The organism is Shewanella fodinae (genome assembly GCF_014651955.1).
In the GTDB taxonomy this organism is placed as follows: Bacteria; Pseudomonadota; Gammaproteobacteria; order Enterobacterales; family Shewanellaceae; genus Shewanella; species Shewanella fodinae.
Window position 1 is genome coordinate 121,761 of the sequence record NZ_BMXW01000006.1, and the last position, 25,743, is coordinate 147,503.

At 47.9% G+C, this 25,743-nt stretch carries 26 protein-coding genes; 7 read left to right on the plus strand and 19 right to left on the minus strand.

Annotated elements, in window-relative coordinates; all coding sequences use genetic code 11:
* The first annotated feature begins 107 nt into the window (after window positions 1–107).
* The gene (locus IE064_RS07560; protein WP_189617308.1) at window positions 108–869 is read left to right on the plus strand and encodes a DUF4097 family beta strand repeat-containing protein; all 762 of its coding nucleotides are present in this window, start codon (window positions 108–110) and stop codon (window positions 867–869) included.
* A 49-nt stretch (window positions 870–918) separates the two neighbouring features.
* Here IE064_RS07560 and IE064_RS07565 read toward each other — a convergent pair whose 3' ends face one another.
* The 3 genes from IE064_RS07565 to IE064_RS07575 form a co-directional block, all read right to left on the minus strand.
* Window positions 919–1,185 (minus strand): DksA/TraR family C4-type zinc finger protein, encoded by a 267-nt coding sequence (locus tag IE064_RS07565; RefSeq protein ID WP_189617309.1) that lies wholly within the window; start codon window positions 1,183–1,185, stop codon window positions 919–921.
* A 16-nt stretch (window positions 1,186–1,201) separates the two neighbouring features.
* Window positions 1,202–1,354, minus strand: coding sequence for a hypothetical protein (locus IE064_RS07570; RefSeq protein WP_189617310.1), 153 nt, complete (start codon window positions 1,352–1,354; stop codon window positions 1,202–1,204).
* A 65-nt stretch (window positions 1,355–1,419) separates the two neighbouring features.
* Window positions 1,420–2,046, minus strand: coding sequence for a TetR/AcrR family transcriptional regulator (locus IE064_RS07575; protein ID WP_189617311.1), 627 nt, complete (start codon window positions 2,044–2,046; stop codon window positions 1,420–1,422).
* 88 nt (window positions 2,047–2,134) lie between these two features.
* On the opposite strand from IE064_RS07575, the gene IE064_RS07580 reads away from it, so the two are divergent.
* Window positions 2,135–2,491, plus strand: coding sequence for a darcynin family protein (locus tag IE064_RS07580; RefSeq protein WP_189617312.1), 357 nt, complete (start codon window positions 2,135–2,137; stop codon window positions 2,489–2,491).
* A gap of 217 nt (window positions 2,492–2,708) precedes the next feature.
* Here IE064_RS07580 and IE064_RS07585 read toward each other — a convergent pair whose 3' ends face one another.
* Both IE064_RS07585 and IE064_RS07590 read right to left on the minus strand, forming a co-directional pair.
* Window positions 2,709–3,008, minus strand: coding sequence for a type II toxin-antitoxin system RelE/ParE family toxin (locus IE064_RS07585; RefSeq protein WP_189617313.1), 300 nt, complete (start codon window positions 3,006–3,008; stop codon window positions 2,709–2,711).
* A gap of 7 nt (window positions 3,009–3,015) precedes the next feature.
* On the minus strand, window positions 3,016–3,258 hold the full coding sequence (locus IE064_RS07590) for a type II toxin-antitoxin system Phd/YefM family antitoxin (protein WP_189617314.1): 243 nt from the start codon (window positions 3,256–3,258) through the stop codon (window positions 3,016–3,018).
* Window positions 3,259–3,876: 618 nt separating this feature from the next.
* Here IE064_RS07590 and IE064_RS07595 point away from each other — a divergent pair.
* A complete protein-coding gene (locus IE064_RS07595; RefSeq protein WP_189617315.1) occupies window positions 3,877–4,086 on the plus strand; it encodes a hypothetical protein in 210 nt (69 codons plus the stop codon).
* On the opposite strand, the gene IE064_RS07600 is transcribed toward IE064_RS07595, so the two are convergent.
* Complete coding sequence (locus tag IE064_RS07600) at window positions 4,061–5,161, minus strand: ISAs1 family transposase (protein ID WP_189617316.1); 1,101 nt, start codon at window positions 5,159–5,161, stop codon at window positions 4,061–4,063. The genes IE064_RS07595 and IE064_RS07600 overlap by 26 nt on opposite strands.
* Before the next feature lie 105 nt (window positions 5,162–5,266).
* Here IE064_RS07600 and IE064_RS07605 point away from each other — a divergent pair, with 105 nt between their 5' ends.
* Window positions 5,267–6,556, plus strand: coding sequence for a hypothetical protein (locus IE064_RS07605; protein WP_189617317.1), 1,290 nt, complete (start codon window positions 5,267–5,269; stop codon window positions 6,554–6,556).
* Between the two features lie 416 nt (window positions 6,557–6,972).
* Here the strand turns inward: IE064_RS07605 and IE064_RS07610 are convergent, their stop codons facing one another.
* The 13 genes from IE064_RS07610 to IE064_RS07670 all read right to left on the minus strand — a co-directional run bounded on the left by IE064_RS07610 (window position 6,973) and on the right by IE064_RS07670 (window position 22,073).
* Entirely contained in the window at window positions 6,973–8,310 is a 1,338-nt protein-coding gene (locus IE064_RS07610) for a coproporphyrinogen III oxidase family protein (RefSeq protein ID WP_189617318.1), read from the minus strand.
* Between the two features lie 276 nt (window positions 8,311–8,586).
* Complete coding sequence (locus IE064_RS07615) at window positions 8,587–9,603, minus strand: formate dehydrogenase subunit gamma (RefSeq protein ID WP_133038218.1); 1,017 nt, start codon at window positions 9,601–9,603, stop codon at window positions 8,587–8,589.
* Between the two features lie 56 nt (window positions 9,604–9,659).
* Entirely contained in the window at window positions 9,660–10,229 is a 570-nt protein-coding gene (gene fdh3B / locus IE064_RS07620; RefSeq protein ID WP_189617319.1) for a formate dehydrogenase FDH3 subunit beta, read from the minus strand.
* A gap of 29 nt (window positions 10,230–10,258) precedes the next feature.
* On the minus strand, window positions 10,259–13,114 hold the full coding sequence (locus IE064_RS07625) for a formate dehydrogenase subunit alpha (protein ID WP_189617320.1): 2,856 nt from the start codon (window positions 13,112–13,114) through the stop codon (window positions 10,259–10,261).
* Window positions 13,115–13,132: 18 nt separating this feature from the next.
* A complete protein-coding gene (locus tag IE064_RS07630; RefSeq protein WP_133038221.1) occupies window positions 13,133–13,330 on the minus strand; it encodes a twin-arginine translocation signal domain-containing protein in 198 nt (65 codons plus the stop codon).
* Window positions 13,331–13,700: 370 nt separating this feature from the next.
* Window positions 13,701–14,708, minus strand: a complete 1,008-nt coding sequence (locus tag IE064_RS07635) for a formate dehydrogenase subunit gamma (protein WP_189617321.1) — start codon at window positions 14,706–14,708, stop codon at window positions 13,701–13,703.
* Between the two features lie 43 nt (window positions 14,709–14,751).
* Window positions 14,752–15,351 carry a formate dehydrogenase FDH3 subunit beta gene (fdh3B, locus tag IE064_RS07640; RefSeq protein ID WP_133038223.1) on the minus strand — a complete coding sequence of 200 codons (600 nt, stop codon included), beginning with the start codon at window positions 15,349–15,351 and terminating at the stop codon, window positions 14,752–14,754.
* 27 nt (window positions 15,352–15,378) lie between these two features.
* Window positions 15,379–18,228 carry a molybdopterin-dependent oxidoreductase gene (locus IE064_RS07645; protein WP_189617322.1) on the minus strand — a complete coding sequence of 950 codons (2,850 nt, stop codon included), beginning with the start codon at window positions 18,226–18,228 and terminating at the stop codon, window positions 15,379–15,381.
* Window positions 18,229–18,246: 18 nt separating this feature from the next.
* The gene (locus tag IE064_RS07650; RefSeq protein ID WP_189617323.1) at window positions 18,247–18,447 is read right to left on the minus strand and encodes a twin-arginine translocation signal domain-containing protein; all 201 of its coding nucleotides are present in this window, start codon (window positions 18,445–18,447) and stop codon (window positions 18,247–18,249) included.
* Window positions 18,448–18,519: 72 nt separating this feature from the next.
* Window positions 18,520–19,176 (minus strand): TorD/DmsD family molecular chaperone, encoded by a 657-nt coding sequence (locus tag IE064_RS07655; RefSeq protein WP_189617324.1) that lies wholly within the window; start codon window positions 19,174–19,176, stop codon window positions 18,520–18,522.
* Window positions 19,177–19,186: 10 nt separating this feature from the next.
* Window positions 19,187–20,863 (minus strand): 4Fe-4S dicluster domain-containing protein, encoded by a 1,677-nt coding sequence (locus IE064_RS07660; protein WP_373295254.1) that lies wholly within the window; start codon window positions 20,861–20,863, stop codon window positions 19,187–19,189.
* A 152-nt stretch (window positions 20,864–21,015) separates the two neighbouring features.
* Window positions 21,016–21,618, minus strand: coding sequence for a DUF3306 domain-containing protein (locus IE064_RS07665; protein ID WP_189617325.1), 603 nt, complete (start codon window positions 21,616–21,618; stop codon window positions 21,016–21,018).
* On the minus strand, window positions 21,618–22,073 hold the full coding sequence (locus tag IE064_RS07670) for a DUF3305 domain-containing protein (protein WP_189617326.1): 456 nt from the start codon (window positions 22,071–22,073) through the stop codon (window positions 21,618–21,620). The genes IE064_RS07665 and IE064_RS07670 overlap by 1 nt, the downstream gene beginning before the upstream one ends.
* Window positions 22,074–22,350: 277 nt before the next feature.
* On the opposite strand from IE064_RS07670, the gene IE064_RS07675 reads away from it, so the two are divergent.
* The 3 genes from IE064_RS07675 (at window position 22,351) to IE064_RS07685 (ending at window position 25,670) form a co-directional block, all read left to right on the plus strand.
* Window positions 22,351–23,202 carry a formate dehydrogenase accessory sulfurtransferase FdhD gene (locus IE064_RS07675; protein WP_189617327.1) on the plus strand — a complete coding sequence of 284 codons (852 nt, stop codon included), beginning with the start codon at window positions 22,351–22,353 and terminating at the stop codon, window positions 23,200–23,202.
* Window positions 23,202–24,107 carry a substrate-binding domain-containing protein gene (locus IE064_RS07680; RefSeq protein ID WP_189617328.1) on the plus strand — a complete coding sequence of 302 codons (906 nt, stop codon included), beginning with the start codon at window positions 23,202–23,204 and terminating at the stop codon, window positions 24,105–24,107. Before IE064_RS07675 ends, IE064_RS07680 begins: the two co-directional genes overlap by 1 nt.
* A gap of 693 nt (window positions 24,108–24,800) precedes the next feature.
* Window positions 24,801–25,670 carry a hypothetical protein gene (locus tag IE064_RS07685; RefSeq protein WP_189617329.1) on the plus strand — a complete coding sequence of 290 codons (870 nt, stop codon included), beginning with the start codon at window positions 24,801–24,803 and terminating at the stop codon, window positions 25,668–25,670.
* Window positions 25,671–25,743 lie beyond the last annotated feature (73 nt).

The following is a 25,743-nucleotide window of genomic DNA, read 5'->3' on the forward strand; positions in this document are numbered from 1 at the left end:
TAAAATTATTTATGGCACAACATCTGCTTACACTGTGACTACATTAATAACACCCAATGTTCAGTCTTCTGCAATCACTGACGCTTACCGTTAAGGACACAAAAATTATGTTTGTACGCTCAACTTTGCTAGCACTTGTTTGCATGCTGCCACTCACTGGCTGTGTTTTCTATGTAAATGGCGCCCACAGCGAGCCACTGAATTATGGTCACCGCAGCTTGGTACTGGATAGCACCAATATCAGCCAACTGCAGGCCGACACTGGCGCAGGTGAGCTGGTTATCGTCGGTGTTGCTGACCAACAGCAGATCAAGGTAGAAGCGGATGTGTATGAATATGCCGATGTGCCCGCCATTCTGACGCTGGAACAGCAAGGCTCACGTGCAGTGTTGACTGCAAAATTTGCCAACCATGTTTCCTTCAGCCATCGTTCGCCTTATATCAACCTGCGCGTTACTGTGCCCGCCGCGCTGATGCTGGATGTGACCGATGGCTCTGGTCCTTTGGAAATCCGCGATATGACGGCCAATATCAAGGTCGTAGATGGCTCAGGTGAGTTGACTATTCGCGGTGGTCACGATCTGGATATTCAAGATGGTTCCGGCAGTGTGACACTGGCAAATGTCAGCGGTAAAATTCGTCTGGATGATGGCTCGGGTGACATCGATATCCGTGACGTGGGTGGTGATGTCCGCATTGATGATGGCTCCGGCTCACTGACTGTTACCAATGTAAACGGCATTGTCACCATTGACGATGGTTCCGGGGACATCAATGTCCGTCATACACAAGGGTTAAATATCATCAGCGCTGGCTCCGGCGATGTACATTTCGACGATATCAATGGCCCGGTGACGATGGACAAATAATCAGCATTAACGCGAAAAGCTGGACTTGCTGTCCGGCTTTTTGCCAGCATCAACGTAACTGGCTATCTTTAGAACCTCGACGGTTATATCCGGCAAATGCTTGGCGTCGCTTGTCTTCCAACGCCTGACAATTCACGCACAAACGCACGCCAGGAATCGCCAAACGCCGCGCCTCTGGGATCGTTTCGCCACACTCTTCACACTCTGTCAGGCTTTCGCCTTTGGGAAGCTCGCCTCGCACCCGAGCAAGTGCATCTTCAACAGTGCTGTCTATCTGCTGTTGCTCAGCCCCATCTTGTGCCCAACCTGATGCCAAAATGACCTCCACTTATCTACTTGGTAACTGACGGCCGCACCATCTCAAATGCGGTCGCCACGCTAATACCAAAATAGCTCGCTGGACCACCAGCGCGCAATATCGGCTCTGCCGCAATGGTTTGATAAATGCCGTCTTTGATAAAGCGCTTATCGATATGTGCGCCCAATGCTCGCGGCTCCAATACTATTGATGTGGCACTTGGCGATAGCGAAATGTAATAGAGACGTTGTATTACTTATAAGTCTCAATCTGCATAGCTAACATATTGGCTAGCGCTGCGCTATAACGTTTGATATCCGCGTCTGTTTTGCTTTCCTCAGAAAATTGTTTGCCGAAGCTGGTAACCACTCTGAGTAGTAAATCTTCAACAAAAACCAATGTTTCATCGGAAGCATCAGGCAGAAACTCGCTGATAAATTGTACGAGATTAATTTTTGTATCGGATTTCGCAACAGCGAATTCAGGGGTATTTCGGTAAAAGGGCGATGCATCCCCCAAAGCTTTGCGAATACTCGATTCATCACATTCTGACTGTATGAATGAACGAATAGCCGTCTCTAATTTCTCTCGTGGTGGCTTGGTCATGTCGGCCAATATAGTTTCAATAAGTTGCTGAGTTTTTCGCCATTCGTTGACTTGTAATTGAAACAGAATGGCGGCCTTATTTGGGAAGTACTGATAAAGTGAGCCAACGCTAATTCCCGCCTTTTCAGCCACTCTGGCGGTGGTAAATCCCCGAATGCCGCCATCGGCTAAAACATGAATAGCAGCTTCTAGTATCGCAGCAACGAGTGTCTTTGAACGCCCTTGTCTTGGTAGTTTTCTACTTACAATACAATCTATTACCTTTGAGTTCACTGGCTTATCTCGGAATGCGAATATAAAACGCGAATGTTTAATCGTATTCTATATTTACCGCCGAAACCAGAATTGAAGGAAAACAAACATGGCTAGAACCTATACTTTTTTTGTACATTTAAATGCTAGAAAGGAATGGCTGCAATTAGATAGACGTGACCGCAACGCTTATTTTGACCAACTAAAACGCGAAGTCTTTGCCAAGTATCCAGACGTACATATTCGACTGTTTGATGCAGAAGCCTTCACCACGTTTTGTAGCGATATCATGATGTGCGAAACCGATAACATTCAACATTACTATTTCATGATGGAACAGCTAAGAGACAGCAAAATATACACAACACCTTATTTCAATGTTATCGCCATCTTACCGGCCATTGAAGATGGATTTGTTGAGTTTGAACATAAAGCATTGCTCACCCAGACGCACCTCAATCAGTAGCGATCTGACCGTACAATCGATAGCCTAAAAAGCGGCGTTTTAAGTGAGCACCGCTTTTTCTATCCATGCAGTCATCCACCAACACCCTCTGGAAAACATGAAGTTGAATGGATTCAGCAAACATTGAACAGCTATTGCTCCATTTCTCCCTTCTGCTGGAATGGTCCAAGTTGATGCCTGTCATGCTTTTCTACATGTTTTCTTGGGTGAAATAGCGTTACTTCAGATGATTCTGGGGTAGTTGTGGCTGACCTAAAACCGCCACGATCAAGATAAAGCCGTCTTCTTTGGTGAAGTAAACCGTATGTTTGCCAATGGGGAAGTAAAAGCCATCGGGGTAGATCTCGTTACAGCTTATGCCTACGCCCGGGTTGTCGGCTAACATTTGCAACCCTGATAACAAAGTGTCTTTGTAGGTACGCCATTGCAACTCTGAAAAATTTTCAACAGTGTAACTTTTTACTTTGCGCAAGTGCGACTGCGCTAAGCTACTTAGCTTGTATTTGTTATTTTGCATCAGTGAATTACAGCGAATTCAGGAAATTTTCGCCATCAACAGCATTGCCATTATTTAACTCTTCCTTCGCTGCTGTGAAGCAGTGCTTAAGGTATTCAGCTTTCATCGCTTCCAGCGCTTCAAAGTCTCGAATCGACATTACCACCACAGCATCTTTACTGTTTTTGCTGATTTTTACAGGCTCGCGTTGTGCGCTCAGCAGTAGTTCGCCAAAATTTCGTTTGGCATCATTCGCTGTCAATGTATGCATGGTCAATTCCCGGTTGAGTACCCAGTCAGATTATAATGTATCGCACGAAATGGTCAATTTAATTAAATCGCGCGATTTGTGCAAAATCTAAACTCACAAATGGCTCAAGAGGGATTAATCCATGAAAATTGTCGAAAAATGAGGACGTCCACCAACTTAATTTACAGGCAACACCAATACCCTCTTCGGCGTTGCATAGGAGCGTTGGACAGGCATTGAGCAACTGAAACATTCGCCGCTCAAGCACATCCATGTGCCCGCAGTATTAATACTTTCTGTATGTCTTCTATGACGTTCGCAAACGCAGTTTGCCATCGCGCAGCGATACCATTAAGCCAAATACTCGCTTGCCATGCCAGGCGCTAGCCTAAGCTCTAGCAAACGCTAGTTTGCATTGGCGCAACCAACAAAATTGATGACTGTCCTATATTTTTCCTCATTCCATATCAAAAATTCAGTGTAGTGGATTCATTTAAACGACAAAATTTGAACTTTGCTCTATGTTTTAACTTTATTTTCTATTATATTGTTATATTTAATATCCATCTAAAATTTAATAAACCTTACTGAATCACCTAGAAAATATTAATATTCAAAATACTATCGAGAAATAAAAATATGGAAGTTACTAACAATAATATTAAAGTTATCAGAAATGTTGATGATGCTTTATGGCAGGAGTTAGTTGATTCAGTTAAAGGATTAGATGATATTAGACTAGATATTACAGACGTTAATATAACATTAGAAAAAATCATTATCCCTGAAGAAGTCAGGGCGGGATTAAGCTTTGTTAAATGTGTTAACCAAAGAAAAGCTCAGATCTAAAGTCCCCATTCCACGCCGCTTTGCGCATCTTACTCGGCTTACTCACCTTTAATGGGTGTTGCTGCAACAAGTTGAGCACAATACGGCGAAATAACGCCATTTTCTTCGCATTGTCTCTATCGCCTATCCGCGACATATCTTCTTTGAACGTGACATCCAGTACCCAATGTTGTTGATTCTCGATGTGCCAATGCTGTCTAACAGCCCGAGCGGCAAGTTCTACCTCAATATCCAATGAACTCAGGTAGTAATGCGTATCGATAGTCGTCGTTCCATTGCGCTTACGTTCGCGCTCAACGGCGATTACCGATTTGGCCGATGGCCACTGTTTGGCAAGCTCTTTTGGCAACAAGGCAGGAATTTGAAACGTGGTACGACGTTCTTCTCGACCGTGTCCCTTGTCGCTTTCTTCACACATTGGGATATCGGTGGCATTCGTCTCCCAGTGTGGCTGAAATAGCGCTTCAATCGTCTTTCTCAGTGTTGGTTGATTACCTTTCACTTGCACAACATAGTCACCTTTACGCTTTACAATTTGAGCAAGTGTTTCTTTGTTGCAATGCAGTGCATCAAAGGTCAATACGGCATCTTGGATATCCAACATATGCAGTAATTCGCGAACGGTCGCTACTTCGCTGCCTTTGGTTTTGGTGTCTTGTTGATAGAGGACAAGTCCTTGCTCGGTATCAAATGCTGAGACGAGGTGTAATGCTTGTTCCGTACCGTTTTGATTAACTGCGCCACGAAGGGTTTTTCCGTCAATGGCAATTAACGGTTTACCAGCAGACGCTCTCAAACTATTCGTCCAGCGAAACAATGCCAGTACTATCATCTCAACATCAATTGCTTTAATGATCCGCGCAATAGAGTGCCGAGTGGGTATTCCTTTTGCGAAAGGCCGATGTTTCTGGAGCCATGACAAGTGCTCATGACCAAACTCCTCAATCTCAAGCCATCCGTGACAACCGGAAGCGGTTGCGGCTAAAACGAGGAAAATGATATCAACCAAATTATGTTCCAAGTTGATATATGAGCGTGGGTCTTCAATGAGTTTCAAATGGTCAAACAAGGACATGGATTAGGCTGAGTAGAATAACATGCCTGATCAGATCATGCTGATACTGATAAGTTCCATGCTGTTAACAAAGTATGATCCCACCCTGCTGAAGAAGTAAGTTCAGTGAGCTTTAATAATTGTAAGTTTTACGGTAAAACAGTAGTTTCAGGACTAAAAAGAGGCAGATATTTAACATTTAGTTGTTGTAGTCGTGCAAATATATTTTCCAATGTAACAATAGATAAAATTGAATGTAGGACTTTAGAAATAAAAGATAGTAAGCCGAGGTTAAAAGGATACAAAAAATATCAATATTTAATGCCTGAGATTAAAAAGTCTTACATACACAATATCAATTGTCACAGTATGGAACCACCATTTTTTGAAAACGTAGTCTTCGTAGATAAACTAAATATTTCATCACTTCCAGAAGATAAAAATCATCAGTTATGGTTTAAGAAATGCATATTCGTAAACCATTTGGAAATTAATATTATCAACTTTGACAACTTGACTATTTTCATAGAGAATTGTGAGGTTAAATCTACAGATGAATATTCTGAACCCGTCGTGAAACTAAACACTAAAGATGTAAGTATAGATGAATTAAACATCCGCAACTCTGAACTGTCTGATATGTATTTTTATTTATTCAGAGTTAGAATTAACTCGATAGATATCAAAAATTCTAGTTTAGAACTATTGGAGGCTTATACTGTTGATGATGAAGATGCAAATAGGAAACTGTATAGTATTGATATTATTGACTCATTCGTTGGCCTTCTAAAACTAAATCATCGTCAGATAACTCACTCAATGAATTTTAAAGGGAGTACATTTGATAAGCCTCCTATTTTATATGGTGCCAACATGCCACAAGGTAGCGTATTCCCATTGAAAAATGGTTTTTTAAGCAGGAATGGGAGTGAGGATGCATCAAGTTATAGAATATTACGTTTTTTTATGGAGTCACAGAGAGATCGGGAATTAGAAGGGATGTTCTTTACTTTAGAGTTGGAAAGCCTTATTAATAATAAAAAATTTCTTAGGAGAATTTTTTCCTTAAATAACGTGTACTCAATATTTTCTGAATATGGAACAAACTATCGTAGACCTTTGATTTTATTATTGTGCTTTTCTTTTATTTTTACATTATTATATTCGTTATATATTTCTCCGAAAATTTCCCCTTATTTGCCAATCAACTGGGATCTTTTGTCGAAATCATTTGTTTTCACATTAAAACAAATGTTCTTACCTTTTTCCTCTCTAAAAGACATGCAGCCTTTGTTAGCCGATGGGGATAAAATAAACGTTACTCTTACAGTCTTGTCTATCGTAAACAGTTTATTATCGATTGCTTGTTTAACATTATCTGGACTCGCAATAAGGTGGAAGTTTAAGAGAGGATGATTCCGCAAGTTTATGTATAAAGCTTCCTTACTTTTCAGATACACTTTGGATATGCGATGTATTATCTTTACTCAATATTATCAGGCAACACCGATTCCCCTTCGGCGCTGCGAAGGTGCGTTGGGCAGGCATTGAGCAATCGAGACAGGATGTCGAAGAAGCCGCGCCGAGGAATGGATTCCGAGTTGGCGGCGATTTGCGAAAATGACAAACCAGAAGTGCCGTAGCGTTTAGCGCCGTGGGGCGTCGTCGGGTTTCCAAAGGGCGAGGGACGAGCATCGCCCTTTGGCTCTGGTGTGGAGCGAGTAGTTCCACGACTTCCGCAACCGCTAGGTTGCTTTGGCGTAGCCAACAAAAAAGGAATGCCTTAGCATTCCTTCCATCAAAATCAGCGCAAGCAACAGCTTGCAAGATAACTACATATCACAAGGTTTCAGCGGCTTGCGCAGCTGCGCCCGCACGTTATCCATGCCGGAGTAGAATTCTTTCATCATCAATAAGCCCATCATCTTGCCGTTATCGGTGACGATTAGCTCTTCTGGGTTATCGGGGTCATTCTTTAACGCCCCAATGAGCTTCATTGAGGCCATCTCTTTCAGCAGCGCGGTATCCAAGTTAACACCAAAAGTATCGCGGAAATATTTGCGTGACAGACGGCCAGAAAACATCCCTAACAGGAAGCGATACTGCATTACATCTTTTTTGCTGTAATTCTTTTGCTGCTCCACGCCCATTTTGCCGTTCTTGATGCGTTCTTCATAATTACGCAGCGAGAAAGTATTTACGAACAGGGTGTCATTGAGGAAGCTGAAAGAACCGGAACCCACACCAAGATATTCATCGTAATCAATGACGTATTCATCAAAGCCTTCATTATTGGCTTTACCGAAGGCCCAAGCAGACAACTGGTTATATTGCCCTACTAAGGTATTGAGGATCATCCGATACTGGTTCGCCATATCCGCATGCGGTGCCGCCAGCGTAGCCTTCACACTCTTACGGGTCTGGTGGGTCACCATCAGTGGATAAGTGGTGATCTGTCGCGGATCAAGCCGGGAAGCCATGTCCAGATCATGCTGGATCACTTCATCAGTCTGACCTCGGAAACCAAAGATCAGGTCAACGTTAATGATGGGGAACAGCTCTTTGGCGGCCATGATCTTATCGAACGTTTCCTGACCAGAGCCGAATTTTTCCAGCCGTTCCGTCATCCGCAGAATGTCGTCATTAAAGCTCTGCACGCCAATCGACATGCGATCCACCAGCCCTTTGAGCTGCTTGAAACCGGGGCTATCCAGATGCTGCGGATCAGATTCGCAAGACACTTCCTTAATCGATGGGAACAAGGTTTTAGCGTGTTCAATGGTGCGTGCTAGCTCATCTTCCAGCACTGTGGTGGTACCACCACCGATATACATGGACTCGAAGTCATAGCCCAAAGCCTTGACCATATCCATCTCTTTACGCAACGCCACAAAATAGCGACGAGCCTTGTCCTCCTTAAACAGGAAGCGATGGAAAGTACAATAGGAGCAAAGCGTATGGCAAAACGGCACATGGGCATACAGCATGTACTTTTTGCCCGCCACTGGCGCTGGCATAATGTCAGCAGAGATAGTATCCAGTCTCAGATTCTTATCGACATAGTAATGCATCACCCCTTCCATGGCTCGCAGCATCCAGTTGGGTACTGTGATATTGGATTGGTAGTTTGATACCAGTTGACGATCGAGAGTTTGGATCACAGATGACATAACGGTTCCTGTCTGGGTAACATAATCCTTAAATACCACAACAAGTTAGTGACTATCCAAGGCAGTGTCTTGAGTTTGCAGGGTACATCCTAAGTCGCCGGCAAAACGTGAACTGGCTAGAAGTTAACATCACCTATCAGCTATGGTCGCCCTGTTTTGTTAAGTTTGTCATGTTTTAGCTAATGCGAATAAATGTCAACCGCTAAGGCCAAAACTGCTAGGTATGTGGCATAAAAAAGCCGCGTGTGATACGCGGCTTAACTCAAGCTTAAAAAATCAGGATTCGCGATACTTCAGTGTACCGTTGGCCTTGATTTCATCGAACCACAAATTGTGGTGCTGGGTCGCCCAGTTTTCATCGCAGTAACCGGAAACCATACACTCCATACCACCTTCAGACATCACGGTAGCCATGAAGATGTGCACGATAGAAAAGGCACAGATGATGATGGCGCTGACCGCATGCAGGATCAGCGAAATCAGGCTCAGAGTGCGGCTAGGCTCGAACAAGTTCGGGAACAGCAGCAGCATACCAGAAGCCGAGATCACCAGACCAAACAAGGCGAAGGTCCAGAACCACATCTTTTCACCAGCATTGGCAAAGCCAGAGTCTGGATGTTTACCTTTGAACGGCCCGAAGTTGATATAACCACCAACCACCAGGAACCATTTCAGGTCATACATCTTCGGCATCTGGTTTTTCGCCCACATCAACGTCATCAGCAACCAGCCGAACATGAACGGGATCGCCATGACGTTGTGTACTTGCTTGGCAAAATACACCACCCCAGCCCAGAACCCTTCACTCACCACCGGCTGCAGGAAAAAACGACCTGCCAACAAGGTTAAGCCAGTAAGGATCAATGTCAGGCAAGGGATCGCCCCTAACCAGTGGATAGAGATATCCAGCTTTGACCAACGATGGACCATCTTGCCTGAAAAACCATGGTGCAGTTTGGAAATACCGTTAACCATGATAAACAGGGCAAAAATGATGATCATACCGAACAGTGCCAGCATCAAACCGGGAGCCAACCAGCCACTGCGCAGTTCCAGTACCCGCAGATCGTAGCTATTGATCGGCTGGTTATGAAACTGGCTCTGGGAGGTGGTATACCCGGTTGCGCCGTTTTTAAGTTCGGTCCACAGCTGTGAATACTCCGATTGCTGCGCCTGCACCGCAGCCACCACCGCTTCTGGTTGTGCTGCAGGTGCCGGGGTTTCAGCGGCAAAGCTCACTGTGCTAAATAACAGCGCAGCGGCCAAACCCAGTTGTTTGAACCATTTGTTCATTAAAAACCTCTCTCACTAGCTCACATTACGCGAGCCAGTTATCTCTGTACGGACGCTTACTTCCAGGCTGCATTGTCAGCACCACGATAGGCGACACGCTCACGGTAGATGCCAGAAACCACTTCGGCATCACCGGCGAGCAGCGCCTTGGTGGCACACAACTCAGCACACATTGGCAGCTTGCCTTCGGCAATACGGTTGGAACCGTACTTCTGGCGTTCAGCTTCCGAGAAATTCTCTTCAGGGCCGCCTGAGCAGAAAGTACATTTGTCCATTTTGCCGCGAGCAGCAAATGCGCCTTTTTTCGGGAACTGCGGCGCACCGAACGGGCAGGCGTACAGGCAGTAACCACAGCCGATACACTTGTCTTTGTTATGCAGCACCACACCATCTTCGGTGCGATAGAAGCAATCTGCTGGACATACCGCCATACATGGCGCATCAGAGCAATGCATGCAGGCAACAGAGATAGAGGCTTCGCCGGGTTGACCATCGTGCAGAGTGACGACACGGCGACGTTGGATACCCCACTCAAGCGCGGAGTCGTTTTCGTTTTTACAAGCAGTGACACAACCGTTACATTCGATGCAGCGTTTGGTATCACACAAAAATTTCATAGTAGCCATAGTGGCAATTCTCCTCACTTACGCTGCAATCAGGCTTTGACGATCTGGCACAGAGACGCTTTGGTCTCCTGCATCTGGGTCACTGGGTCATAACCGTAGGTCAGCGCAGTGTTGGCAGATTCGCCCAGCACATACGGCGCAGTACCTTCCGGATAATTCGCCTCCAGACTTTCACCATGCATCACACCGGCAAAGTGGTATGGCATCCAGGTTACGCCCTGTTTCACGCGCGGAGTCACCAACGCCTGTACCAGCACGCGGCCACCTTCGGCGCCTTCCAGCCACACTTTGTCACCGTTGCGAATACTGCGATCGGCAGCATCAGCGGGGTTAATTTCAACAAACATCTGCTGTTGCAGTTCTGCCAGCCATGGGTTGGAACGGGATTCCTCACCACCACCTTCGTACTCCACCAAACGGCCAGATGTCAGCGCCAGTGGGTATTTGCCGGTCATATCTTGCTGTTGGATTGACTTGTACAGCGTTGGCAGACGATGCACTTGCATATCATCGTAAGTTGGGTATTTGGCAACCAGATCACGGCGTGGGGTGTACAGCGGTTCGCGGTGCACTGGCACTTGATCTGGGAAGGTCCACACAATACAGCGGGCCTTGGCGTTACCAAATGGGATACAGCCGTGCTTCATGGCCACGCGCTGGATACCGCCAGACAGGTCGGTCTTCCAGTTCTTGCCTTCTGCTTCGGCTTTTTCTTCTGCGGTCAGATCATCCCACCAGCCGAGTTGTTTCAGCAGTTTGTCGGAGAATTCTGGATAACCGTCTTGGATTTCTGACCCCAAAGAGTAAGACCCTTCCGCCAGAATGTTGTGGCCTTGGTATTCCACGCCGTAACGGGCACGGAAGTTACCACCACCCTGCAACACGTGTTTGCTTGTGTTGTACAGAATTTGGGTGCCAGGGTGTTTCTGCTCTGGTGCGCCCCAACATGGCCAAGGCAAACCGTAGGTTTCGCCTTTACATGGGCCGCCGTCAGCTTCCAGTGTTTTGTTGCTGAAGGTACCCCAGTTCATGGTGTGCGCTTTAATACGCTCAGGGCTCTGACCGCTCATACCGATAGTCCACATGCCACGGTTGATTTCGCGGGTCACATCTTCCACTAATGGAATGCCTTTTTCATCCAACTGGATGCGCTTGGTGTACTCTTTATCGAAGCCCAATTTCTTAGACAACAGGTACATGATTTCCAAGTCGTTTTTAGATTCAAACAGCGGTTCAATAACCTGTTCACGCCACTGTACTGAGCGGCCAGAGTTTGACAGAGAACCACGAGATTCAAACTGAGTACAGGCAGGCAACAGATACACACCATCTTTACGACGGTGCATTACCCCAGCCATAGTTGGCGCAGGATCCACCACCACAATGGTATCCATCTTGTCGAGCGCATCACGCACATCGCGCTGACGGGTTTCGGTGTTCACTGACTGACCCCAGAAAAACGCCATGCGAATATTGTCTTTCTGAGCCAGCTTGGTTTTGTCTTCAAGCACGCCATCGTGCCAACGAGAGCAAGGGATCCCCGGGGTGATCATCGGTTCACGGCCAAGATAGTTGCCATTGTCGAAACGGCCTTTGACCCAATCAAAGTCCAGATCCCACACATGGGTCCAATGCTTCCAGGCACCGGTAGTCAAACCGTAGTAACCTGGCAATGTATCAAACAGCAGACCAAGGTCAGTCGCGCCTTGCACGTTATCGTGACCACGGAAAATGTTAGTACCGCCACCTTGTTTACCCATGTTGCCAAGGGCCAACTGCAAAATACAGTAAGCACGGGTGTTGGCGTTACCCACATGGTGCTGCGTACCCCCCATACACCAAACCACAGTGCCCGGACGGTTGTCAGCAAACAACTTAGCGGTTTGATAGAGTGAGTCTTCGCTGATACCACAAATGTTAGCCACTTCTTTGGGTGGGAACTTAGCGGCTTCTTTGCGAATTTCATCCATAGCAAAAACGCGTTGTTGGATAAAGGTTTTATCTTCCCAACCGTTTTCAAAAATGTGCCACAACATACCGTAGATGAAAGGAATATCTGTACCTGGACGAATATTCACATGCAGATCTGCGTGCGCGGCGGTGCGGGAGAAACGTGGATCAATTACGATGATCTTGGCTTTGTTACGTTCTTTCGCCAGCAAAATATGCTGCATCGCCACCGGATGTGCTTCAGCCGGGTTAGAACCGATGAAGAAAATCGCTTTGGTATTCTGGATATCGTTGAATGAGTTGGTTTGCGCACCATAGCCCCAAGTGTTAGCAACACCGGCTACAGTGGTAGAGTGACAAATACGGGCTGAGTGGTCGACGTTGTTAGTGCCCCACATTGCTGCAAATTTACGGTACATATAGCAGCCTTCGTTAGAAAACTTAGCACTGCCCATGAAGTACAGCGAATCTGGACCTGACTCATTGCGAACTTTCAGCATTTGGTCACCAACTTCATTGATGGCCTGTTCCCAACTGATGCGTTTCCATTTGCCGCCTTCAAGCTTCATTGGATATTTAACGCGTTTTTCCCCGTGGCCGTGTTCGCGCAGTGCCGCACCTTTGGCACAGTGACCACCTTGGTTGAAGGGATGATCAAAGGCGGGTTCCTGACCAGTCCACACGCCATTCTGTACTTCAGCATACAGGCCACAACCTACAGCGCAGGCGCTACAGATAGTGCGCTTGACTTCAATCGGGGCATCATGAGGGACTTCTTTGGCTTCTGCGCGGCGCATCATGCCGGTTCCTAAGAATGATGCAGCAGCAATACCACCAGTGGCGATACCAGCGCTTTTCATAAACTGGCGACGACTAATCCCCAGTATGGTGGCGTCGGTCTTGGCGGCGACGCTAGATGTGCGAGTTAACTTCATCGCTTAATTTCTCCTGGGTTAACGCAGGCTGTTGTAATAGTTGCGGATGTGCGCTGTTTCACGATAACCATCCTGATGGGTGGTAGCGCTATCAGTGCTTTCATTTGCCTGTGCCACAGAGACCTGGGAGGCAGCCACGGCTACGCCGGCAGCTGTGCCTATGGTCAGGGCTTTCAGCAGGGATCTGCGTTGCAGATCGGGCTTCTGCTCTTTCACTTTGTTACTCCTGGGGTGGTGCATCCATACGAAATATGAGGGAAATGCGGTATTTGAGAATTAACGAATTATTCACAACACCGGCCAAATTTGACCGAAATTCAATCAATTGAATAAGGGGTTATCATTAGGCTCGGGGAATATAAGGGGATCAAGAAATACTGATATTGATCTAGCGCAGTTTTACCGTCTCAATGGGCTTATCAACGGGGGAAAGCGTTAACTGAATCATGTTTTTCGTGGCTAGAAAACCCTAGTTTAGATAGGGATTATAGCCATCAAACTGTTAACTATTTGTATCGAAATCGCGTACTGAATTTACTAAAAAAACACCCCGGCATGCCGAGGTGTTTTACGTAACAATTAACTTTTATTCGCGATATTTCAGCGTGCCATTGGCCTTGATTTCGTCATACCACAGATTGTGGTGCTGCATAGCCCAGTTTTCATCACAATAACCGGACACCATACACTCCATACCGCCCTCACTAAGGACAGTCGCCATCCAGATATGGACGATAGTAAAGGCAATGATCAGAATGGCACTGACACCGTGCACCAACAGCGCTGCCATTGAGGCTTCACGTGGCAGATCCAAACCTGGTAGTACCATCATCACGCCAGAAATGGCAATGAATAGGCCGAAGATCGCCAACGTCCAGAACCAGGCCTTTTCACCCGCGTTAGCAAAGCCGGAATCAGCATGTTTGCCTTTGAGTGGGCCGACGTTGAAATAACCGCCAACAGTCAGGAACCACTTAAAGTCATAACCTTTAAGCATCTGATGCGGCATCCATTTCACCACCAATATCGCCCAGCAGACGATAAAGAAGGGTCCTACCCAATCGTGGATAGTTTTGGAACCGTATATCAATGATGCCCAAATGCCGCTACCTTCACCAACCATCGGCTGCAATACATGCTTGCCCAGCATAATATTAAGGCCGGTGAATATCAGGGTCAGACAGCTGATAGCCACGCACCAGTGGAGAATGAGATCGGCTTTACTCCAACGGAATACCATCTTGCCGGAAAAGCCGTCATTCAGTCGTGCCGGACCGTTAACAAAGTAAAACAGCAAAAACGCGCCAAATACGCCGACAACAGCAATTCCCATCACGGGTGTCACGTATTTGTTGCGGATCTCCCGCCCTTGTTCCCCGGTCACATTAATCAACACACCCCGCTCCCCCCCTTTAGCGGTGGTATATCCGGCTTCGCCAGATTTTACCGCACGCCACAAGTCGGCTTCGCTGGTTTGCGCAGTTGCCTGCTGCTGACTGGACTGTTGGTCGGCGGCAAAAGCTGTTGCAGACAGCCCCATACCGCAAACCAACAACATCAGAGCGAACAGGCTGCGCAGTGATTTGATAACCATAGTCACTCCTCGCCGGAACGGGTTACCCCGTTCCGGTTCACTCTTAGTTGATCACACCAGTCTTGGGGTTGTAACCCCAAATCACATCAGGACTGGCACCACGGCGGGCCATACGCTCACGGTAGATGCCAGAGACAACCTGGGCATCACCCGCGAGCAGCGCTTTGGTAGAACAAAGCTCGGCACACATCGGCAACTTACCTTCTGCGATACGGTTGGCACCGTACAGTTTGCGTTCGCGTTCGGAGAAATTCTCTTCCGGGCCGCCAGCACAGAACGTACATTTGTCCATTTTGCCACGACTGCCGAATGCGGTCTTTTTCGGGAACTGAGGTGCGCCGAAAGGACAAGCATAGAAGCAGTAGCCGCAACCGATACAGGTATTTTTGTTATGCAGCACAATGCCTTCCTCAGTACGGTAAAAGCAGTCTGCCGGGCAAACTGCCATACAAGGCGCATCAGTACAGTGCATACAAGCAACTGAGATGGAGGCTTCACCGGGCTGACCATCATTGATGGTAACCACGCGGCGACGCTGGATACCCCACTCAAGAGCGGAGTCGTTTTCGTTTTTACACGCTGTGACACAACCGTTACACTCGATGCAGCGCTTGGTGTCACATAGAAATTTCATGACTGCCATAGTGGCTTATCTCCTCATCAAGTACGGTCAGGCTTTGGTGATCTGACACAGGCTGGTTTTGGTTTCCTGCATCTGTGTCACCACGTCATAGCCGTAAGTCAATACGGTGTTGGCAGACTCACCCTGAACATAAGGCACGGTGCCTTCAGGATATTTATCAACCAAACTCTTACCTTCGAAGATCCCCGCAAAGTGATAAGGCATAAAGCATTCGCCCGGTTGAACCCTTGGCGTTACCATCACTTTGACCTTGATCTGTGCGCCCTCTGGACTATGTACCCAGACATCGTCTTCACTGCGCACACCACGATCAGCCGCATCGGCAGGGTTCATTTCAATGAACATCTCCTGCTGCAACTCTGCCAACCATGGGTTAGAACGGGTTTCTTCACCGCCGCCTTCGTATTCCACTAAGCGGCCTGAGGTCAGGATCATCGGGAAGTCTTTAGAGAAATCCTTGTCCTGAATTGACTTGTACAAGGTAGGCAAACGCGCCACCATGCGGTCTTCATAGGTTGGATATTTGGCTACCAAGTCGCGACGCGGTGTGTACAGCGGTTCGCGGTGCAGCGGAATATCATCCGGGAAGTTCCACACGATACAACGGGCTTTGGCGTTACCAAAAGGAATACAGCCATGCTTGATGGCAACACGCTGGATACCACCGGATAGGTCAGTCTTCCAGTTTTTGCCTTCAGCCGCCGCTTTTTCTTCAGCGGTAAGATCATCCCACCAACCCAGCTGCTTCAGCATCTTGTCAGAAAATTCTGGATAACCATCCTGAATTTCACTGCCTTTTGAGAATGAGCCTTCTGCCAGAATATTGGTACCATTGTGTTCCACACCGTAACGGGCACGGAAGTTACCACCACCAAAGCGGACTTCACGGTCGGTACGATAGAGGATCTGGGTGCCAGGATGTTTCATCTCTGGGGTGCCCCAACATGGCCAAGGCAAACCATAGGTTTCACCCTTGCATGGGCCACCGGGAGCTTCCAGTGAATCAAAGTCGAAAGTACCCCAGTTTTTCTGGTGTTCTTTCAGACGTTCTGGGCTCTGACCAGTGTAACCAATGGTCCACATGCCGCGGTTAAATTCGCGGGTAACATCTTCAACCAAAGGTTCATCGTTGTTGACTTGGATGTGTTTACAGAATTCTTTCTCAACACCCAATTTCTTCGCCAGTTTGTACATGATGGTGTGATCAGGCAGCGATTCGAAATGCGGCTCAATCACTTTGTCACGCCACTGCAATGAACGGTTGGAAGCCGTCACTGACCCGTAAGTTTCAAACTGGGTACAGGCGGGCAGAATATAGACGCCATCCTTACGTTCCGGCATCACAGAAGCCATGGTTGGATGTGGATCGACCACCACCACGGTATCCATTTTGTTCAGTGCTTCACGCACTTCCCGACCACGGGTTTCGGTGTTAACGGACTGACCCCAGAAAAATGCCAGACGGATATTGTCCTTCTGGGCAATCTTGGTCTTGTCTTCCAGCACCCCATCGTGCCAACGGGAACAAGGAATACCAGCAGAAGTTTGTGGTTTCTGCCCCAGATATTCACCTTGGTCAAAGCGGCTGGCAACCCAGTCAGCAGGCAGATCCCAAACGCGAGACCAGTGGCCCCAAGCGCCGGAAGTCAAACCATAGTAACCAGGCAGGTTGTCAAACAGCAGACCGAAGTCAGTAGCGCCCTGTACGTTATCGTGACCACGGAAAATGTTAGTACCGCCACCCACAACGCCCATGTTACCCAGTGCCAACTGCAGGATGCAGTATGAACGGGTATTCGCGTTACCGATATGATGCTGAGTACCACCCATACACCATACAATAGTGCCGGGTTTGTGTTCAGCCAGCATTTTGGCAACTCGGAACATCTGCTCTTTGCTAACGCCAGTGATGTTAGTCACTTCTTCTGGGTTAAACTTGGCCGCTTCATCACGGATACGTTCCATGCCGTACACGCGTGAATCGATAAATTTCTTATCTTCCCAGCCATTTTCAAAGATGTGCCACAGCAGACCGTAGATGAAAGGAATGTCGGTGCCGGGACGGATATGCACGTACTCGTCAGACTTAGCTGCAGTACGGGTGAAACGTGGATCAACCACAATAATTTTGGCACCGCGTTCTTTCCCTTCCAGTACATGCTGCATGGCAACTGGGTGGGCTTCACTTGGATTAGAACCAACGAAAAGGATCAACTTAGAGTGATGCATGTCGTTGAAAGAGTTGGTTTGCGCACCATAACCCCAGGTGTTGGCCACACCGGCTACAGTGGTAGAGTGACAAATACGGGCTGAGTGGTCGACATTGTTAGTGCCCCACATCGCCGCCAATTTGCGGTACAGGTAAGATTGTTCGTTAGAGAACTTAGCGCTACCCATGAAATAAATGGAATCTGGACCGGATTCTTCACGGATCTTCAGCATCTGGTCACCAATCTCGTTGATGGCCTGTTCCCAACTCAGACGCTTCCACTTACCGCCTTCTAACTTCATGGGGTATTTATTGCGTTTGTCGCCATGCGCTACTTCACGCAATGACGCGCCTTTGGCGCAATGACCACCACGGTTAAACGGATGGTCGAATGCAGGTTCCTGACCTGTCCACACACCGTTTTGCACTTCAGCATAAAGACCGCAACCTACAGCGCAGTGTGAACAAATAGTACGCTTCACTTCGGTAGGTGCATCATGAGGCACTTCAGTCGCCTCGGCCCTGCGCATCATTCCAGCCCCAAGCATGGAAGCGGCAGCAATACCACCAGTTGCCAAGCCTGCTGACTTGAGGAACTGACGGCGATTCAGGCCCAACGATGGCTTTTCAGCCACAGGTGCCTGTTCGGATGTACGGGTTAATCGCATCTCACACACTCCTTTTTATCATTTATTACGCAAAGTGTCGTAATAACTGCGGACATGCTCGGTTTCACGGTAACCGTCCTGCGGCTTTGGCTCATTTGCAGCCTGCGGCGCAGCAGCCATCGCCTGACCACTGACAGTGGCTACAGCTCCGGCGGCACTGCCAACAGCCAAGGCTTTCAGCAGTTGACGGCGACTCATATCGGAAGCTTGCTTCTTCATAGCGTCTCCTTGTTTCAATTACGTGGGAGCGAACTCCCACACCATAGATCTGTTGAGTAACAGACCTGTCAATCAAGCCATTTCACTGGCTTTGGGCTGGATCTGAACGTCTGGGGTTTCCACCACCGGGGTGCTGAGCACCAGCCGTTCAAATTCAGCGATTTCGGTTTCAAAGAAGGCACGGCCTAATTGCGCAACGACCCCATAGAATGCCGCACTCTGACAGCGGGACAAGGTATCGAAAAAGCGCACAATCCAGCTGCCGATGTGGCGCCGATAGAACGCCAATTGCTGATGTGATGGCGCTTCCAGGATCAACACACTCATCACTTCAAATAACGCCGCCACATGATCTTCAGGCTCTTTGACGTCATCCTGACGTTCAAAGCCAAGCTGCATCAAATCCTGACGCAACAGAGCCAGCGGTTTATCCATTAAAGACCCGGTCATAAACCAGCTACCATAAGGCAAGATTTCACCGGCGCCCACGCCAATAAAGAGGTTGAAATATTCATCCTGCAACTGCACTGGCGTAAATTGTGCCGCCGCCAGTTTCAGGGCCAACCAGGCACGGGTCATAGCGTTATCTTCGTTGGCATCGACTTCCAAATTTGTCAGAAACTGCAATAGTTCTTGGCTGGGCTCGCGTCTGAGCAAAGCGGCCAACAGCTGATAAATGTCGGCCCGGAGCTGATCGTTTTCGGATACTTGTTTTGTTGTTTCGGTCATAACGGCTCTCTTATCTCAGTTGCTTTTCGGGGTCGTTAAGGATCTCTTCGAACATATCCTTCACCCGGCAATCCCCACACATTTTCAAGCGATCAATATGCGCACTAAAAGCATTGTGGGTTCCGACCATCTCCAGCATCCGATGCACCATAGACTGGGTCGCAAATGGGGCTCCGCAACGAATACATTCAAACGGAGCTTCTTCTTTTAGGGTCTGTCGTTGTTGTCTGGACGGCTGATCCAAATTAACAGACGATTGCAAACTGATGACTTTTTCCGGGCAAGAGGCTTCACAAAGCCCACACTGCACACAATCTTGCTCAACAAAGTACAACGCCGGCTTGTCACCGCCATCCTGCAGCGCCTGTGTCGGACAAGTCGCCACACAAGACATACACAAAGTACAACCGTCAGCTTTTACCTGAACCTGACCAAACGGCACGTTACTCAGCGGCAAGCGGTGTTTGGCTTGTGCTGCCTGTTGGTTGAGGTAATCCAGCGCCGCAAACAAGATGGCACGTTTACTGTCTGCCTCGAACGTTGCCGGAACCGTTAACGGCCAGGCCATGCTGCTATCAAGTATAGGCCAGAGCTCTAGCAACTCGGTTTCGCCAATCAAAGAGATACGTGCAGGCTGACCAATTTCTTGCAACAAGGTATTGGTCAGCGACAACTCGCCCTGCAACATCTGCGTCAAGCTAGGAGCGGTTGCCGCAGTGTTCAGCACTAATATCTGACGAGCTCCCCATGCCAATGCCGCCAGCCAGTGATCCATCCCCGCGACCGTGATCTCCTCCAGCTCGACCGGTAAGACATCGCCCGGAAGTTCGCTGGAGATCAACGCTACACCTTGAGTTGCATCGTGGAAGAGGATGACAGGTGCCACGCCGGATTTTTCCAGATAACGGCTGATCAGTTTATGTAGATAGGAGTGAAGGGCTTGGGGCGTTGGCAAATCGTAAGTCAAGGCACCAGTGGGACAAGCGTTACTGCAACTACCCGCGCCATGACACAGATAAGGGTCAACCTCAATCTGCTGCGCCACACTCTTGATGGCATCGGCGGGACAGAAATTCAGACAGCGGTTACAACCGTTAACGCCGTTACGATAATGGGCGCAGATATCGGCATTGATCTTAACGTAACGCGGTTTATCGAACTGCCCCACCATCTGCGGCAGTTCTTCCAGCGCTTGCGCCAGTTTAGCTGGATCCTGACCCACATAAAAATAGCCAGGCGGCAGCATTTCCAATTGGATAACCGGCTCACGACTCAAATCCAGGATCAAATCAAAATGCGCCTTACGCAACGCCACCAAACTTAATTCTGCAGCACTGCCGTTATGCTCTACCGCAACCTGAAACTGGCCTAAGAAACCTTTTACCGATAACAGTTTGTTGTAATAAGTCTCAACGTTTTCAGCGGCAGCCATCACCCGTTCTAGGTGGGCCTCATCCTGGCTGGTAACTGCCTCATTGGCCAAAATCACACAGCCAGCCATGCTAGACAATTTGTCCGCCGCCAACCGTGCCAGATCCTCAGGCCCAATCACCAACACACTCCCCTCTGTGGTGTAACTGACGGTGGGCGGGATCAGGTTTTGCAGAATCCGGGTCTGCTGTTGCACCTCAGTGCGCACCTGCCGCAGCGCTTGCTGGGCGGGGGTATTGCTCACACTATTGCTCACTTTGCGTTCCTGAACAGGTTTTTGGCTGTGATGATTGTTAGTATCTATCTGCTTTTATTATTGATTTATGCGCTTTATCACAGCCCGACTAATTGGAATTATCAGCAATTCACATACCAAAGTTATGGTATTTAGATACTGACAAACTGACGTTAAACAACCCCTTTGTCGGGTTCTGCTGCTGGTAACGTGGCATTTTGGCTATCCGCTGTTATAGCTTCGTCCAAATTGTCCGCCAACAGGGTTGGTTCTGGCGTTTCCGCTTCAGCATCCGCCGGGACGGGCACATCGGCCAAGTCCGTAACAGCTTCTTCTGTTTTTTCAAGGAGATGACGAAAGACTTTCTTCGCCAGTTCACTAGAAACCTCGGCACTTAGGGTCGGCTGGCAGCTATAATCCAAGGCATATTCCATCATGCCGTCGATCTCACTGAAATGTGGCTGCTTCCATAACGCCCGAAGGGCATTTTTCTTCACATCAGGATCCACATTGTTAGCCATAAAGCTGGCAAAACTACCACCGATTTCGATACTGTCAGGATCGGGTAAATCTTCAGCACCTAGCTGGGTCTCAGACTCAGTGCTAACAACTTCTGCTGTTACCGCTGACGCCCCATCTGCATCAACGACTGTCGCTACTTCCTCATCGGCTACTTCTTCAGTAGCCACTACTTCAGGCTCATCAAGGACTTTGCCCTCTTGCGCCTGCTGTTTACGCTGCGCCCAACGGCTCAGAAAACTGCGTTCTTCAGCCATTAATGCCTCCGCTGTTCTTCGGCCACTTCCTTACGGCGGTTAACATGTTTACGACGATGGGCAGAGATCTCTACTTCACCGTGCTCAGAAATAAACGCTTCGATCCAACAGGCGATAGCTTCCGGCATCACCATGTTTAATACTGGGGTATCGCCTTCAAGACAACCCGCCGCCACATTCTGATCCGCAGAAATAGCGGCAGGAACCCAGGTACCATCTTCCTGTTCATCACACACGATATAGATCATGGGATTATCCATATCGAGATTAAGACGGTAGCTGGCGCGTTCATCCAAAAACAACTCCAACAACACTAGAGTGGCACCTACTGGCGCATCTTGCGAGGCTGGAACAACCTGATCCAGTTCCCAGCTTTCTGACATCCAACGCCCAATCTGTTTTTCCACTTTTTTCAGGGTTACGTACATGGGCCATACGCTTTGAGTATGCTGCATAAGAATTCTTCCTCCCGAGTTAGTATTTTCGGGTCACAAGGTTAACCATAGGCGTATGCAAAAAATAAACCAGATACAAAATCAAAAAAATTCATGACGGTGATCAAGTATTCCATCTGAGGTGACGGACATTATGTCGCACCTCAAATGACACTTTGCACAATGTACACTGCCACCTTGCGGAGAGTTGCAGTAGATCACGCATTTATCTGCTCTATTATGAGCAGGTATGATTATTGCTATGATCTAGTTCTTATTTTTTGCATGAGTCCTGTCCATGACCCAAGCCAAGCTGCATCTGATAAAAACTGCGACAGAAGTGCCACTCACCATCAACGTCACCGCCATCGACGAAAACGGCGTAGTTCAGCAAAAGTCCGTTGCCTGTGAGCGACCACTGACGGTGTATCTCAACTGGCGCCCGATTGTGACACTGATGACACTGGGGGCCAGACCCGAAGCCTTAGCGCTAGGATATTTGAAAAACCAAGGTTTTATCAGTGATGTCACGCAATTGGAATCAGTGATTGTCGATTGGGAAGTGAATTCTGCTGCAGTCATTACCAAAGAACAGACGCAAGATTTAGACGCTAAACTGGCCGAAAAAACCGTTACCACAGGGTGTGGTCAAGGCACAGTATTTGGTGGCTTTATGGAGGGTCTAGACAACATCACCTTGCCGATACCACAGCTTAAGCAAAGCATGATTTACAGCTTGCTGCGCAATATTGCCCAATACAATGACACCTATAAGAATGCCGGTGCGGTACATGGCTGCGGCGTCTGCATAGGTGACAGCATCAGCTCTTTTGTGGAAGATGTCGGACGCCATAACGCTGTTGATACATTAGCCGGAGAGATGTGGCTAAAACAGCAGAGTGGCGGCGATATGATTTTCTATACCACTGGTCGCTTGACTTCGGAAATGGTGATCAAAGTGGCCAAAATGGGCATTCCGGTGCTATTGTCCCGCAGCGGCGTGACCCAGATGGGATTGGAGCTGGCGCAACAACTGGGAATTACCATGATCGCCCGCGCGAAAGGGCGGCATTTTCTGGTGTATCATGGTGCCGACAACATAGAATTTGATGACATCCAATCAAACCAAGCGGTTACGCAGGAGAGATGATGACCGAACCCAGTGAACTGGTATATATGAGTGCCAAACAGGTAGCGGAATATCTGGATCTGAATGAGAAAAAGGTCTACGCCATGGCGAATGACCGGATGCTGCCAGCTACCAAAATCACTGGCAAATGGCTGTTTCCAAAGATCCTCATCGACCGCTGGCTGATGGATTCCTGTCACAGTGGTATGTTGTCTGACCGCCTGCTAGTCACCGGCAGTGATGATCCACTGCTATCCATGCAAGTTGCCCGGTTAATGGCTGAAGTGGGCAGTCGTGAACTGATAAGTTACAGTGCCACGGGTTCGCGGCTAGGACTGGAACTGCTGTCAAAAGGATACGCAGATGTTTGCACCCTGCATTGGGGCAGCGCCGATGAGCGCAATATTCGCCACACCGCACTATTAAAAGGCTACCCCAACCACCAACAGTGGATCATGGTGCATGGCTACAATCGGCAACAGGGATTGATAGTGCGTCCAGAATTGCATCACCAGTGTCAGGAAGAAGATAAGGTACTGAGTCTGCCGTGGCGTTGGGTCAGCCGCCAAGGTGGCGCTGGCAGCCAACAACATCTGGAACACTGGCTGATGAAACGTGGTTCCAGTCTGAAAAATCTCAATACAGTGCTCACCGCCTATAGCGAGCGAGAGTTGGCAGGCTATCTAGCGCGCGGCGATGCGGATATTGGCTTTGGCTGTCAGGCTGTCGCCATGGAAAGCGGTCTGGGATTTGTGCCGTTGCTGACAGAATCCTTCGATTTTGTTATGCCGCAAGGCATCTACTTCCGTCGGCAATTGCAGCAACTGTTCAAACTGCTGGCCGGTTCATCATCACGGCAGATGGCCGCACTGCTTGGCGGCTATGATCTGACCGATTGCGGCCAATTACTCTGGAGTCCAGAGTAAGTAACTCGCATAATCCGCCTATTGTTATTGGCGAAAGGTGGCTAATTGGTGTAATGCATCGTTCTATTCTGGGCTAAAGAAATAGGCTGCGCCTATGCAAACTGCGTTTGCTAACGTCGTGAGCCTCCGCGCTCACACTGCGGCCAAGGGGCAATGCTCGTCCATCGAAACACGTCTTTGGCTCACGCTCATAAACGCATCATCGCTTCTCGCCTTGCTGTAGTTAATTGCCTGCCGCAGGCTTGGCACGATGCAAGCACATCCGTGTAATCTCGACGCCAGCTAATTACGTCCATGTAATTAGCCAGCTCGCCATCCTTGGCTCGCGCGCATAAACACATCGCCTTCTCGATATTCGCGTTGCTGGCGACGGCCACAAGTCCGCATGTGCTAGGAATTATCGGAGTTATTCTGTTAATAGCAAACGAGGGATTGTGAACAGTTAAAGCAGAATCGCTTTGCCCTCAAAACGTTTTAGCATTGCGACCTGAGATCAGCGCTATTCTCTGAAAGTTGACCAAATTCTAGTAATGCTAAAAACGACTAATCTAATTATAACGATTCAAACCTTAAGCATTTGAAATCAGGCTTAATCATCCCAATAAAATCTGATAAATATCACGACACATTAACAAGAAATGTCTTAGTATTTTGTTTTTTAATACAATTTTTTAATTTAGATAGGGATGTTAAATGTCGAAATTTAAGTTTATGGGTATTTTGTGTATTGGCTTGATTGTGTCCACAATGTCAGGATGTTCTTCTGTTCCAAAACAAGATAGCGCTATTAAAAATGGAGTTTTTTACGGGAATTCTAGTCTCTCATTTGGTGGCAAATTGGAACTATTGGCCGGAAACTCCGCTGTTGAGGATAAGAATGACGATAACTTGTTATCCAGTGTTGATATCCATTTTATTGAAGCGAGCGGGGATACCGTTTCAGCACAAACTAGCCAGGATTTTGGCGCTGGCAAAGCGTTAGATTTTCTGGCGACAGCCAAGCTCGTAGGTTCAGGATTTGCGCTTGCTAACTTTCTGAGTAACCCAGCTGATTACCCGGGTGTTGGTCATGTAATTCTTATTAAGCTCGAAGATGGGCAAAACCCAAGAACGCCTGAAATGCTTCGTAAAGCATTTACAGAATTAACCAACCCCAGTTCTGCGCTAATACAAAACTCTAAATGCGCGATGGACGGAACCGCACTGCATTGTATTAACGCACCTAAGGATAGTGACATAGGTGACATGCGATTCTCTACATTGGTGGATTACAGCTACGTGCAAAAACTAATCCCCGGTGCTGAACCTGGGAATTATGCGGCGTACGGCTTTGATGATGCCGTATGGACGACATCCCAACTGAGAAGTAAAGACTTAGCCTTTGGAAACCCCTATATGATCCATTTCTCCGCAGCTAAATATTGGTACACCCTTTCAAAAACTGGCAGCTTGGAATACCAATATACTTACAGGGTAACGAAGTTGGCCGATCCTAACTTGATGGGGCTTATTTACATTTATAATACTGATTACAAAGAGAAAAAAATCGCAACCCTACGGTAATGTTGTTTACGTTGTCTTTATCGCGACGTGTACAAGGGACATCACACCCACTCAACTGTCACCATATGGTGAC